The 13,169-nt window shown below is 31.0% G+C and carries 12 protein-coding genes; 5 read left to right on the top strand and 7 right to left on the bottom strand.

Features of this window, described 5'->3' with window-relative positions; translation table 11 throughout:
• The 4 genes from Q0891_RS06265 to Q0891_RS06280 all read right to left on the bottom strand — a co-directional run bounded on the left by Q0891_RS06265 (window position 1) and on the right by Q0891_RS06280 (window position 3,165).
• A complete protein-coding gene (locus Q0891_RS06265; RefSeq protein WP_299099849.1) occupies window positions 1-873 on the bottom strand; it encodes a nucleoside phosphorylase in 873 nt (290 codons plus the stop codon).
• The gene (locus tag Q0891_RS06270) at window positions 863-1,804 is read right to left on the bottom strand and encodes a DUF1835 domain-containing protein (RefSeq protein WP_299099851.1); all 942 of its coding nucleotides are present in this window, start codon (window positions 1,802-1,804) and stop codon (window positions 863-865) included. Before Q0891_RS06270 ends, Q0891_RS06265 begins: the two co-directional genes overlap by 11 nt.
• A gap of 5 nt (window positions 1,805-1,809) precedes the next feature.
• Window positions 1,810-2,139, bottom strand: a complete 330-nt coding sequence (locus tag Q0891_RS06275; RefSeq protein WP_299099853.1) for a translation initiation factor — start codon at window positions 2,137-2,139, stop codon at window positions 1,810-1,812.
• A gap of 75 nt (window positions 2,140-2,214) precedes the next feature.
• Window positions 2,215-3,165: a 2-oxoglutarate and iron-dependent oxygenase domain-containing protein gene (locus Q0891_RS06280; protein WP_299099855.1), complete on the bottom strand. Its 951-nt coding sequence runs from the start codon at window positions 3,163-3,165 to the stop codon at window positions 2,215-2,217.
• A gap of 147 nt (window positions 3,166-3,312) precedes the next feature.
• Between Q0891_RS06280 and Q0891_RS06285 the strand changes: the two genes are divergently transcribed.
• From Q0891_RS06285 to Q0891_RS06295, 3 genes are all read left to right on the top strand, one after another.
• On the top strand, window positions 3,313-5,313 hold the full coding sequence (locus Q0891_RS06285; protein WP_299099857.1) for a dehydrogenase E1 component subunit alpha/beta: 2,001 nt from the start codon (window positions 3,313-3,315) through the stop codon (window positions 5,311-5,313).
• Window positions 5,314-5,554: 241 nt separating this feature from the next.
• Window positions 5,555-7,873 (top strand): T9SS type A sorting domain-containing protein, encoded by a 2,319-nt coding sequence (locus Q0891_RS06290; protein WP_299099859.1) that lies wholly within the window; start codon window positions 5,555-5,557, stop codon window positions 7,871-7,873.
• Window positions 7,874-8,289: 416 nt separating this feature from the next.
• A complete protein-coding gene (locus Q0891_RS06295) occupies window positions 8,290-8,706 on the top strand; it encodes a hypothetical protein (RefSeq protein ID WP_299099861.1) in 417 nt (138 codons plus the stop codon).
• A 1-nt stretch (window position 8,707) separates the two neighbouring features.
• Here Q0891_RS06295 and Q0891_RS06300 read toward each other — a convergent pair whose 3' ends face one another.
• Window positions 8,708-9,265, bottom strand: a complete 558-nt coding sequence (locus tag Q0891_RS06300) for a biopolymer transporter ExbD (protein ID WP_299099864.1) — start codon at window positions 9,263-9,265, stop codon at window positions 8,708-8,710.
• A 137-nt stretch (window positions 9,266-9,402) separates the two neighbouring features.
• Between Q0891_RS06300 and Q0891_RS06305 the strand changes: the two genes are divergently transcribed.
• Together Q0891_RS06305 and Q0891_RS06310 are read left to right on the top strand one after the other, a co-directional pair.
• Window positions 9,403-10,917, top strand: a complete 1,515-nt coding sequence (locus Q0891_RS06305) for a DEAD/DEAH box helicase (protein WP_299099866.1) — start codon at window positions 9,403-9,405, stop codon at window positions 10,915-10,917.
• A 109-nt stretch (window positions 10,918-11,026) separates the two neighbouring features.
• Window positions 11,027-11,776 carry a hypothetical protein gene (locus Q0891_RS06310; protein WP_299099868.1) on the top strand — a complete coding sequence of 250 codons (750 nt, stop codon included), beginning with the start codon at window positions 11,027-11,029 and terminating at the stop codon, window positions 11,774-11,776.
• Here Q0891_RS06310 and Q0891_RS06315 read toward each other — a convergent pair.
• Window positions 11,766-12,335 carry a pseudouridine synthase gene (locus Q0891_RS06315; RefSeq protein ID WP_299099869.1) on the bottom strand — a complete coding sequence of 190 codons (570 nt, stop codon included), beginning with the start codon at window positions 12,333-12,335 and terminating at the stop codon, window positions 11,766-11,768. The two genes, Q0891_RS06310 and Q0891_RS06315, sit on opposite strands and share 11 nt — an antisense overlap.
• A gap of 3 nt (window positions 12,336-12,338) precedes the next feature.
• The gene (locus Q0891_RS06320; protein WP_299099870.1) at window positions 12,339-13,148 is read right to left on the bottom strand and encodes a DUF1853 family protein; all 810 of its coding nucleotides are present in this window, start codon (window positions 13,146-13,148) and stop codon (window positions 12,339-12,341) included.
• Window positions 13,149-13,169: the final 21 nt, after the last annotated feature.

The raw sequence follows: 13,169 nt of genomic DNA on the forward strand, positions 1-13,169 counted from the left end.
TTATATATTAACAATACGCTCTAAAGCATATTTTATCAGTTTTTCTACTGTTTTTTTAGGGTCTTTACTAAAATCACCATTTGCTCTATTTGCTATTATCGCATTTAAAGACAATGCCTCATGACCTAACAATTTTGAAAGTCCATAAATCACAGAAGTCTCCATTTCAAAATTTGTAATTCTGAAATCTTTATAACTAAAGTTATCTAATTTTGAATTAAGACTAGCATCTTGAAGAGGTAAACGTAAAACTCTGCCTTGAGGACCGTAGAAACCACCAGCTGTTCCGGTCATTCCTTTAAAGATTTTATCGCCCTCAAAATATTTTTCTAAATATTTACTATTATTTATAATAATTGGTCTGGCTTTATTCTTATCCCAATTAGTATGTTTTATAAATTCATCTTCAATCTCAGGATTACTAATACCTTCAATTTGATAAAAGTGTAACATACCATTGATATCTAATGCATGTGTGCTAATTAAAAAAGAGTCTACAGGAATATCATTTTGTAAAGATCCTGATGTACCAATTCTTATTATATTAAGACTTGATAATTCAGTTTTAGGTTTCCTAGTTTTAAGGTCTATATTAACTAAAGCGTCTAATTCATTTAAAACAATATCAATATTATCTGGACCAATACCTGTAGAAATAACAGTAATACGTTTGTCTTGATAATAACCTGTTTGTGTTTTAAATTCGCGCTTTTGTGTACTAAATTCTATGCTATCAAAATGTTTTGTGATTTTCTCAACTCTATCTTGATCACCGACAAAGATTATAGTATCTGAAATATCTTCAGGTTTCAGGTTTAAATGATAAACACTACCATCAGGATTTAATATTAATTCTGAATCTTTAATCGACATTTTTAATTGTTTTAATTAATTTATTTTCTTCAACATTAAACTGATATGCCAATCGATTTACACCACCATAGTCCATGTCATTATTTATTTCTGATGCAAAATTATGTTGTTTTAGTAGAGCTTCATGACCTTTTCTAGTCAATTTAACGCCATCGTCTTCCACTGAATAGAATAGTGCAAGTTTCTCAATTTTCCGTTCTAATTGAAGGTCTCCATATCCATAATAACCTTGATAATTGAGACAATACAAAAGTAGGTGATTTAAAGATTTAATATCATTCTCGTTTATAATCTTTAAAATATTTCCTTCTATTGTGCCTAAGCCACTTTTTTGGTCTGGAAAACGTTTTAAATGCGCTTTTAGACAATTGCTCATATATTTAAAGCTAGACTTTGTAACTATGTATGGTTTTAAAATGTTATGGTCTTTACCGCAATATGTTCGCCATAAGGCAATTGCTAAATCTATATCTTCTTGAGTAAGTAAAACCTTATTAGCGTAGTGCGCTTTTAATTGGCCAGAGCTTAATTCAGCTAACCCTTTTAAACTGTTTTCTCCTTTAATTCTTCCGCTACAAATAAGGTATAACGGTTTTTTAATTTCTTTTTGATGCAATAAATTAATAACACCAAGTAAATTTATATGGCAAAATAAATCGTACTCGAACCAAAGATTAATTTCATCATATTGTTCAATATGATCTAACTTTACTAGCTCTTTTTGAAGTTCTTTTTCGTTAACTTCAATATTATAATAAGTTTTTAAAAATTCTCGCCTAAGGTCAAAAAACTCTTTAGAATCTATTTTTGGTATGGTTGGTCCTTCACATAGTATTTCTTGCCATGTGAGTATTTCTTCAGTAAAATCGAGTTCTCTCAAGTAGTCTGTAAGTGCGTTACCGTTTGTGATATGCAATGCATTTTTTGTCATATAGATTAGCCTCCAACTCGTTTTACATTAAATCCTTTTTCTTCTAGCATTGCCATAATTTTATCTCTGTAATCACCTTGAATTATGATTTTATCATCTTTAAAACTTCCACCCACACTGAGTTTAGTTTTTAATTCTTTGGCTAATTTTTTAAAATCTTCTGTAGCTCCTGTATAACCTTCTAATATGGTAATAGGTTTGCCTTTTCGTTTTTCGTATTTACAGATTATAGGATCATCTTGTAACCAAAGGTTATCTTTAGAATCTTTAGATTGGTCTGAAGGTTCTGGTGTATGATCTGGAAACAGATTTTTTAATTGGTCTTGTAAATCCATTTTTTAAGTCTTCTGTTGTTAGTCTCAGTCTTCAGTCTCAGTTAATATTATTTGACTACAAACTGAGACTGAATACTACTTCTTTATAAGTCCTAATTCAATTAAACGTTCATTTAAGAATTCACCAGCCGTAATATCTTCAAATTGTTTTGGATTCTCTTCATCAATACAACTTTCTAAAACATCTAATTTCATCTCACTAATTGGATGCATAAAAAATGGCATAGAATATCGAGATGTTCCCCAAAGCTCTCTTGGTGGATTTATGACACGATGTATTGTTGATTTTAATTTATTGTTAGAATGCCTAGATAACATATCACCAACATTTATCATTAATTCATCTGGCTCAGCAATAGCATCAATCCATTCACCATCATGACGTTGCACCTGTAATCCACGTCCTTGAGCTCCCATTAATAAAGTAATTAAATTAATATCACCATGTGCTGCTGCTCTAACAGCATTTTTAGGCTCTTTGGTAATTGGAGGATAGTGTATTGGTCTTAAAATTGAATTACCATTATGAATATAATTATCGAAATAAGTTTCTTCTAAATTCAAATATAAAGCAAGTGCTCTTAATACGTATTTTGCTGTTTTTTCTAGCATTTGGTAAGTTTGTTTACCTACCGTATTAAACTCTGCTAGTTCATTTACTGTAACATTTTCAGGATATTCTTTACGTCGTTCCTCATCATCTTCAACATATTGACCAAAATGCCAAAACTCCTTTAGATCACCTTCTTTTTTACCTTTAGCACTTTCTTTACCAAAAGATACGTAACCACGTTGACCACCAATACCAGGAATTTCATAACTTTCTTTAACCTCAATTGGTAGATTAAAAAAGTTCTTTACTTCGTCATATAAATTATCAACTAAGGTGTCATCTAAAAAATGGCCTTTTAAGGCAACGAAACCTATATCTTCATATGCTTTTCCTATTTCATCTATAAACTTTTGCTTACGTTTTGGATCTTCAGAAATGAAATCCTTTAAATCTACGCTAGGTATTCTATCCATTGGATTAATATTTAAATTTTTGTCAATATACAAAGTTAACAATAATAGTGTAAAATTTTAGGTCGATTTTATTGACAATTTAAAGCCTATTGTGGTTTATTGAATCTATTTTAATTACATTTGATTCATTACTATCAATTACGATTTATGCCAACAATCACTAAAAGTATCATCACCTACGACAAGAGAAATCTCAATACTGAAGCCTTATTAGAACTTTATTATAATATGCTTAAACCGCGTTTAATAGAGGAGAAAATGCTCATTCTATTACGACAAGGAAAAGTGTCTAAATGGTTCTCTGGTATAGGACAAGAAGCAATTTCTGTTGGTGTAACTATGGCTCTAGAACAAGATGAATATATTCTGCCAATGCATAGAAATCTAGGTGTTTTTACAACTAGAAAAATTCCTTTACATCGTTTATTTTGTCAATGGCAAGGTAAAGCTAGTGGTTTTACAAAAGGTAGAGATCGCTCCTTTCATTTTGGAACACAAGACTATAACATTGTTGGAATGATATCGCATTTGGGACCTCAAATGGGAGTAGCAGATGGCATAGCCTTGGCTAATTTGTTGAAGAATAATGGTAAGATTACAGCTGTTTTTACTGGAGAAGGTGGGACGAGTGAAGGCGATTTTCATGAAGCTTTAAATGTAGCGTCTGTTTGGCAATTACCTGTTATATTTTGTATTGAGAATAATGGTTATGGATTGTCTACGCCAACCAACGAGCAATACCATTGCAGAAACTTAGCGGATAGAGGAAAAGGATACGGTATTGAATCGTTTATTTTGGATGGTAATAATGTAATAGAAACATATACTAAAGTTCAAAAATTAGCAGAAAGTATAAGAAAAAGACCAAGGCCAATTTTAATAGAATTTAAAACGTTTAGGAGAAGAGGACATGAAGAGGCTAGTGGTACCAAATATGTTCCTAAGGAGTTAATGGATGCTTGGGAAGCAAAAGATCCTATTGAGAATTTTAGAAGTTTTTTATACAGTAAAAAGATTTTAACACCGTCAATTGATGATGCTTACGTTGCTGAAATTAAAGCAGAAATTGATAGTGCTTTAGAATCTGCAAATGCGGAACCAGCTATTATACCTAATGAAAATACTGAGTTAAATGATGTTTTTAAACATTATGATTATGAAAATTTTAAGCCGAATGATTCTGTCGAAGATTTAAGGTTTATCGATGCTATTTCGCAAGGGTTAAAGCAATCTATGGAGAGACATAATGATCTGGTAATTATGGGTCAGGATATTGCGGAATATGGAGGTGTTTTTAAAATCACAGAAGGCTTTGTTGAAGCTTTTGGAAAAGACCGTGTTAGAAACACACCAATTTGCGAATCTGCAATTGTAGAAACTGCTATGGGTTTATCTATATCAGGTATTAAATCTGTTGTTGAAATGCAATTTGCAGATTTTGTAACTTCTGGTTTTAATCCGGTTGTTAACTATCTAGCAAAATCTTATTATAGATGGCAACAAGAAGCGAACATTGTGCTTAGAATGCCATGTGGTGGAGGTGTTGCGGCAGGTCCTTTTCATTCTCAAACTAATGAAGCTTGGTTTACAAAAACACCTGGATTAAAAGTTGTGTATCCAGCTTTTCCGTATGATGCAAAAGGTTTGTTGGCTACAGCCATTAATGATCCTAATCCTGTATTGTTTTTTGAGCATAAAGCGTTGTACAGAAGTATAAGACAAAATGTGCCAACCGATTATTATACCATTGAATTTGGAAAAGCAGCTATGCTATCATTAGGTAATGCTGTAACCATTATTACTTATGGTGCTGCTGCACATTGGGCGCTAGAAACTTTAGAAAATAATCCAAACATTTCTGCAGATTTAATTGATCTAAGAACTCTACAACCCTTAGATAAGGAAACCATTTTAAACTCAGTAAAAAAGACAGGACGAGCAATTATATTGCAAGAAGATTCTTTGTTTGGCAGTATATCTAGTGATATATCTGCGCTGTTAATGGAAGAATGTTTTCAATATTTAGATGCTCCAGTAAAACGTGTAGCTAGTATGGAAACACCCATACCGTTTATTGGTCAATTAGAAGATCAATATATGGCTAAAGGAAAATTTGAAACGGCTTTATTAGAATTACTAGACTACTAAGCGCACATTAGTATTAGTAGATAAAAAACCAATTTTGGTAGATAAATATTTTAGTTAGGTATAATATATTCTCGATAGACTCCCATGATTCATTATTTTTAGGCCCATATAAAAATATGCTCTTGTATATCATTTTATTCTATTAGATCAAAAAAATAAAATTCTTAAATCCGATTATTGTTAAATTTTAGAATAAAGTTTATAAAATGGTTAAATTTAGCATTTACAAAACACAACCCTTATGAAAATAAAATTACTGTTACCCTTATTATTTGTTTCTATACTAGCTTTTGCTCAGCAAATACCAGATGATATCAAGCCACCAAGTTGGAAACTTAAAAATTTAAGTAGTTTAGAACCTTATAAACTACAATCTTTTGATCTTAAAAAACTTCAGAAAGAAGATAAAATAAACGATGAAAACAAATCAATTCCATGGCGTTTTGGACATCAATTGTATGTTGGTCATAATTTTAATAGTGTTGGTCAATGGACAACATTAGAGAATGGAGATAGAATTTGGAGAATGTCTTATACCTCTGAAAATGCACATTCATTAAACTTTATGTTTGATGTGTTTAACGTCCCAGAAGGAGCAAAGCTTTATGTTTACAATAGCGAGAAAACAGATTTATTAAGACCTTTCTCCCATTATAATAATAACGAAGAAAATGTTCTAGGTACTTGGTTAGTGGAAGGAGACCATGCTGTAATTGAATATTATCAGCCAGCAAATGTTTCAGGTAATGCCTCTATTGTTGTAGGTTCAGTTGTCCATGGTTATAGAACTGCGGAATCATACCAAAAATCATTAGGTGATTCAGGTAATTGTAATCAAGATGTTGATTGTGATATTTCACCAGCATCTGATCCATATCAATTAGATACGAGGAAAGAAGAAGTTAAAAAAGCAGCTGGAATGCTGGTTACAGGTGGATCTGGTTTTTGTTCAGGTACGCTAGTAAATAACACCAATAATGACGGAACACCTTATTTTATGACAGCTAACCACTGTAGTGGTGGAGAAGGTAGTTGGGCATTTAGGTTTAATTGGAGAAGTCCAAATCCGTCTTGTAGTACAACAGCAAGTAGCCCTAATGGAACTTTTGACCAAACGGTTAGTGGTTCTGTTTTAAGAGCAAATAGTTCGCAATCAGATATGGAGTTAGTTGAAATTACAGATACAAGTTTTTTTAATAATAACCCAGATGTTGTTTGGGCAGGTTGGAATAACTCAACATCTGTAACACCTAATGTAAATTTTGGTGTTCATCATCCTAGTGGAGATATTCAAAAAACTTGTAGAGATGATGATGGTGCTACTAGAAATACAATTAGTTTTAATGGTAATGCAAACACTCAAATGTGGTATATCACAGAGTGGGAATTAGGAGTTACTGAGCAGGGTTCTTCGGGATCTGGTTTATTTAATGAAAACGGAGAATTAATTGGTATGCTTTCTGGTGGTGCTGCTGCATGTAATGGCACATCTAACAACGGTCAGTATGATTTTTATGGAAGATTTGGTGTTGCTTGGGATTATGGAACAACCTCTGCTACAAGGTTAAAAGATTGGTTAGATCCATCAAACTCAGGTGTGACATCTATTGGTCAATATCCTGCTTTACAAACCTATGATAACGATGCTACTGTAAGTGCAGGTTCTAATAACAGTGCAGAAATCTGTGGAGAAGACTTTTCACCTGAAATTACATTGACTAATCATGGAAATTTAAATTTAACGTCTGCTACTGTAGTGTATAACTTAGATTCAGAAACCAGTACGACAATAAATTGGACAGGGAATTTAGCGAGTGGAGCTAGCGTAATTATAGCGACTCCTACATATTCAGATTTAGCTTCTGGTAGTCATTCATTTTCATTAAATGTTTCTAATCCTAATGCAACATCAGATGAAAACACATCTAATGATGCTTCAACTTTTAATTTTGATATTTCACCTTCTTACACGACCTCTACAGTAACGTTTAATATATTAACTGATAATTATGGTTACGAAACTACATGGAGTTTAGAAGATAGCTCTGGTTCAATAGTGAGTAGTGGGCCAACTTTTAGTTATGCAAATAATTCAACAAATCAAGAAGTAATTACTTTACCAACACTCAATGCATGTTACACCTTCACTATTTTTGATTCTTATGGTGACGGTATATGCTGTAGTAACTTTACTGGAAATGGCTCTTATTCCTTAGAAGATGAAAATTCAGCGGTAATTCTTTCAGGTGGAGATTTTGCTTCTTCAGAGTCTGTGACCTTTAACGCTAAAGAATTGTTAAGTATTAATGACTTTGATTTAAGTAATGCAATAAAAGTATATCCAAATCCTATTAATAATTTGATAAATATTGAGTTAACTAACTTAAATTCAGAAGTTAAATATTCAATTTTTAATACCTTAGGACAAGAAATAATAAATGGTAACTTAGAATCTAATGTTGTAAATCAAGTTAATGTTTCAGCTTATCAAAGTGGTGTATATTTTGTGAAGTTAACTTCAGGAACGAATACATTAACTAAAAAGTTAATTAAGAACTAAAGCTTAGTTCATTAAAATTGAAAAGTCAGTTTCTTTAATTAGAAACTGACTTTTTTTTGGTTTAATGTTTTATAATGATGTCTTTAGATTAGACTTTTTTGGTTTTCAAGTCATCATCTAAACTATTAGATGTATTGACAATTTTTGATAATGCTTTCATAATTTTGATTGATTGATTGATTGATTGATTGATTGATTGATGACTAATAATTATCTGTAACGTCTTTTGCTGTTCCAAGAATAACTTTTTGATTCTGTTGATGTACTAGATAATTGGTTGCTGTTTAAAGTTCTCATAATATTTTGATTTTAATTGGTTATACTAGATAGACGACGGATTTGATAAAATGTTACAGTACTATGCAATACAATGTAGTATTTTAACAAATTTTAACAATTTTAAGTATCTTTATAATATGAAACGCTATTCTATAATTACCTTTTTTTCATTTGTGTTGTGCTATGCATGCTTGGGAAGAGAGGAGGATCAATGTGAGACAAAGAATATTGAAGTTATAGCAACTGCATATAATTCGTTGGCTTATCAAACGAGTTCTAATCCTTCAATTACTGCTTTTGGAGATAGTTTAAAACCTGGTTTAAGATATATTGCTGTTTCAAGAGATTTATTAGATTCTGGCTTAGTGCATAATACAAGGGTAAAGATTCAGGGTTTTGATAGTTTATATACTGTTAAAGATAAAATGAATAGGCGTTGGAGAAAACGAATAGACATTTATATGGGAAATGATGTTGGTAAAGCAAAAAAATGGGGCAAGAAAAAAGTAAGAATCCAATACTGTTTGACAGTAAAGGATTCAATTACTAATTAGATTATTTTACCATAACCTCAGAAACAATAAATGGATACGCCTCTTGTACTAACTTTAATTCAGACTTTGTTAAATCTTCCGGTAATTTATTAAACGTTTGTTGAGCGTAGCGCGCCCTCAATTTATAATAGGCTTTTGTAATTTCATCTTGTACTGCTAAAAAATTATCATATTTAGTTAATGACGCATGGCTCAATGAGATTACTGCTTTTTTAGGATGATCAGAAGATTCCGCATCTTTAGAACCTACACAATAATCACATGTACTTAAACCATTATTATCTAAAAAGGCTTCAACTTTTGGTTTAATTTCATGGAGTGTCACGATAGTGCCATCAATCATTATTTCTTGATTGTCATTTACACCTATGCGCAAAAGGTTTCGTTCTGCAATATCGGCAACACAGTTACCAGTTTCGCAAATTTTAGGTAATTGCCGTAATATTCCCTTGTCGGCAGAAATTGTGGTAGTCACTAAAAAGAAAATTAATAGTAAAAAGGCAATGTCTGCCATAGATCCTGCATTGACCGTTGCAGAATGTCTTCTAAATGATTTCATAATATAAAGATTTAAATGTTAATTCTTTAACATTCACAACAACAGTACCAATCTTGTTAAATCTTGTTAACAATTCACAATAAAAACCCTTACAATGTGCTATTTTTGCGAAATTAAACATTTGCTAAATATAATTTATGTCGTCAGAAATTGAAATAATAAAAAAAAATGCAACTGAGAAAAGTCTTTATGATTACCAGATAAAAGACCTTAATCGCATTTTTGATGTTATGCAAAATGAGTCTACAGATTTTAATCTGCTTTATCAGTTACCAACTGGTGGAGGAAAGACTGTTATTTTTTCTGAAATAGTTAGACGATACGTAGAGCAGCATAAAAAAAAGGTCGTAATCCTAACCCATAGAATTGAGTTGTGCAAGCAAACATCTAATGTATTATCTGGTTTTAATGTAGATAACAAAGTTATTAATAGTAAAGTTAAAACACTACCAGATCAGGACGAGTATCAGTGTTTTGTTGCCATGGTTGAAACCTTAAATAACCGATTGTCTGAAAATGATTTTGAATTAAAAAATATAGGTTTAGTAATTATTGATGAAGCCCACTATAATTCATTTAGAAAACTATTTAAATTCTTTGAAAATTGCTTTATTCTTGGTGTTACGGCTACGCCTTTAAGTAGTAATATAAAACTACCGATGAAGGATAATTATCAAAAGCTAATTGTTGGTGATGATATCTCTACATTGATTAAAAACGGATTTTTGGCCAATGCTGAAGTTTATAGTTATGATGTTGGACTTACGACGTTAAAAATTGGTATAAATGGTGATTATACTGTAAAATCTTCGGAAGCGCTTTACACCAATAGTTTAATGCAAACCAAACTGTTATCTGCTTATGAGGAAATGGCAAAGGGTAAAAAAACTTTAATATTTAATAACGGAATTTATACCTCTAAAGAAGTTTATTACACATTTAAAAAGGCTGGTTACAACGTACAACACCTAGATAATACAGCAAGTAAGCAAGAACGAAAAGAAATTTTAAAATGGTTTAAGCATACACCTGATGCTGTTTTATCTTCGGTAAGTATATTAACGACAGGGTTTGATGAACCATCAGTGGAATCAATAATTCTAAATAGAGCTACGAGATCATTAACCTTGTATTTTCAAATGATAGGAAGAGGAAGTAGAATTTATAAAGACCGAAAGACGTTTCAAGTTATCGACTTAGGAAATAATGAAGCACGTTTTGGCCCTTGGAACCAACCAGTTGATTGGCAACATATTTTTAAATTTCCCGATCTTTATCTTGAAAATATTGTTGATGATGAATTATTAGAGCGCGATTTTGTATATACCATGCCAGACGTGTTAAAAGTTAAGTTCAAGAAATCATTTACATTAAATTTTGATGTAAAAGCAGAATATAAAGATGTCGTAAATTCAGGCAAAAAATCATTTACAGTTATAGAGCGTTCTATTGCTCAACATTCTCAGATTTGTATAGATAACAGTGAAGATGTTTATGATGCTAGAGAGTTAATAAAAGATCTTCAAGATGAAATCGCATTTAGGGTAAAACAATATTGTTATTGTATTATGAATAGTACTCAAAATTATAAAGATTGGCTTTTTGAAGAATATAATAGGCGTCTCAGAATTAGTTTTAATGGGAAGTTTTAACTTTTTTTTGTTATTATTTCTATTATTATATACTTAATTTGAATATATTGTTAGTCAGGTATGGTTTTTGATTAATATCAAACAGTAAATAAAAATCAATTTTTTCATTGTGAAAATCTTTAAAGTCTTATTCGTTTTATGCAGTTTACTTTTCAGTACTGTGGTTTTTGGTCAGATAAAAGACAAAAAAAATAAAACGATTCATATACCAGCAGTAGAATCTAAAAAAGATAAGGATTCAACATTGATTAAAGTTAACGTAGCTCCGAAACTTAAGAAGGAAGAGGAGGAAAAAAAGAACGACGGGAAAACAAAAGACGAGCAGGAAAAATTTGTTATAAGAGAGTCTGAAAAACCTTTTTCAATGATTGAAAATGATGGGTTAAAAAGTCCAAGTGAGATTTATGAAAAACGTTGGAACAAGGAAGCTGTAAAAGGCGGTATCATAAGAGAAATGTCAGATCAGTTTTTAGGAGAACACAATGTTGATACTAAATTTGTAAATATTGTTTGTAGAGATCACCAATATCCAGATGGAGATCGGGTTCAGATTTTAATTAATGGTGCAGTTATTAAGAACAATTTACTATTAACAAGCAGTTATAGACGGGTTGAAGTAGATTTATTAGATGGTAAAAACACAGTGGATATTGTCGCTTTAAATCAAGGTGATTCTGGTCCTAACACTGCAGAATTTGTGGTATATGATGATAAGGGTAATGTAATTTCTTCAAAAGAATGGAACCTCTTAACTGGCGTAAAAGCGACAATCATTTTTAATAATGAAAAAATGATTATTACCAATAAACAAGCAGAAGAAAAAGAGGAAGAGGAGAAGGACACAGCTTCTAATAATTAGCCTTTATTTCTAAAATTTCTGAAGGTTGCATTTTTCCTAATTTGTACTTACCAATCTTGACTCTTACTAATCTTAATGTCGGTAAACCTACTTTAGCTGTCATTTTGCGTACTTGTCTAAATTTTCCTTCGATAAGCGTAATAGATAACCATGTTGTAATTCCATGCCGCTCGTCTCTTACAAAGCGATCAAAAATATGAGAAGCGTCATTTAAAATATGGGCTTTACAAGGTTTTGTTTTATAAGGTTTTCCATCTACTGAAATTTCAATACCATTTTTAAGTTCTTCAATAATATCTGCAGTAATAATGCCATCTACCATAACATGATACTCCTTTTCAATATTAGTGCTAGTAATGTAATTGCTAAATTTTCCATCGGTAGTTAAAAGCAATAAACCTTCAGATTTTTCGTCTAAACGACCTACAGCCATAAGGTTCTCAGGTAAGTTAAATATATCACTGAGCAGTTTTTTCGATTTTCGTTTGTTTTGATGATTAACGAACTGGCTGAGATAACCGTATGGTTTATAAATTTTATAATGGACTTCTTTATTCATTGTTTACCAAAACGTTATAAAGCATTTTTCAATTGTTGATTCATTATGTTTAAGCCAAATCATTGGTGATTTATTTATCTCAATAAACTTTTTTATGTCTGCAACAGCTTCAACATAAGTTATCCATTCAACCTCATTATGAGGAATAATAAGCCAATCTAACTTACTTGGAATATAAAATTCAAATTCATTAAAAGTAGATATGTCTTTAAATGAGCAATAAAAGCCCATAATACAATCTTTATTTAATAACTCTAAATTTAACTCTCGATTATTAAACGGTAAAAATAACTGCGCTTTAAAGCATAACTGCTGTTCAAATTCTTCAATTTCTATATTAATCTTTTTTAGCTGAAATTTGGTTTCATTTTTATAAAGTAAAGGAAACTGCTTTGATTTTAATTTTTCTAATTTGTATACTAATGAATCATTTCTATTCGGGCCAATCCAGTAGGAGAGAGGATTATTATATGTTTTTGAATGATCGTATAAATAGAATTTATAGACAATCTCTAGATGAATTGATTTATTTTCTCTAATAAATAAAGCGTCAATTTCTCCAATAGTTTGTTTTCCTTTTTGAATTTGAAGGTTTTCTGCAAGCCAGTTAACATTGGGTAATTGCTTCAATTGATAAAACACAAATTCTTCAACCAGTTTACCTAAACGTTGATTTGTAAAATTGATATTTTTAGCAAGATTATCTTCAACAGTATTTAATTCTATAGATTTAAATAACTCAAAACCGTTATCGAAAAAGAGTGAAGGTGTGCGATTATAACCTTTATATTGAAGAAAAGTTTTTTTACCCATTGAGCAATAAAAGTAGGAATT

The sequence above is a fragment of the uncultured Winogradskyella sp. genome (genome assembly GCF_947498005.1).
Classification (GTDB): Bacteria; Bacteroidota; Bacteroidia; order Flavobacteriales; family Flavobacteriaceae; genus Winogradskyella.

Coding starts and splice junctions, on each gene's coding strand:
- Q0891_RS06290 (WP_299099859.1), top strand. CDS start 5,555: ATGAAAATAAAATTACTGTTACCCTTATTATTTGTTTCTATACTAGCT.
- Q0891_RS06295 (WP_299099861.1), top strand. CDS start 8,290: ATGAAACGCTATTCTATAATTACCTTTTTTTCATTTGTGTTGTGCTAT.
- Q0891_RS06285 (WP_299099857.1), top strand. CDS start 3,313: ATGCCAACAATCACTAAAAGTATCATCACCTACGACAAGAGAAATCTC.
- Q0891_RS06300 (WP_299099864.1), bottom strand. CDS start 9,265: ATGAAATCATTTAGAAGACATTCTGCAACGGTCAATGCAGGATCTATG.
- Q0891_RS06270 (WP_299099851.1), bottom strand. CDS start 1,804: ATGACAAAAAATGCATTGCATATCACAAACGGTAACGCACTTACAGAC.
- Q0891_RS06320 (WP_299099870.1), bottom strand. CDS start 13,148: ATGGGTAAAAAAACTTTTCTTCAATATAAAGGTTATAATCGCACACCT.
- Q0891_RS06265 (WP_299099849.1), bottom strand. CDS start 873: ATGTCGATTAAAGATTCAGAATTAATATTAAATCCTGATGGTAGTGTT.
- Q0891_RS06315 (WP_299099869.1), bottom strand. CDS start 12,335: ATGAATAAAGAAGTCCATTATAAAATTTATAAACCATACGGTTATCTC.
- Q0891_RS06280 (WP_299099855.1), bottom strand. CDS start 3,165: ATGGATAGAATACCTAGCGTAGATTTAAAGGATTTCATTTCTGAAGAT.
- Q0891_RS06275 (WP_299099853.1), bottom strand. CDS start 2,139: ATGGATTTACAAGACCAATTAAAAAATCTGTTTCCAGATCATACACCA.
- Q0891_RS06305 (WP_299099866.1), top strand. CDS start 9,403: ATGTCGTCAGAAATTGAAATAATAAAAAAAAATGCAACTGAGAAAAGT.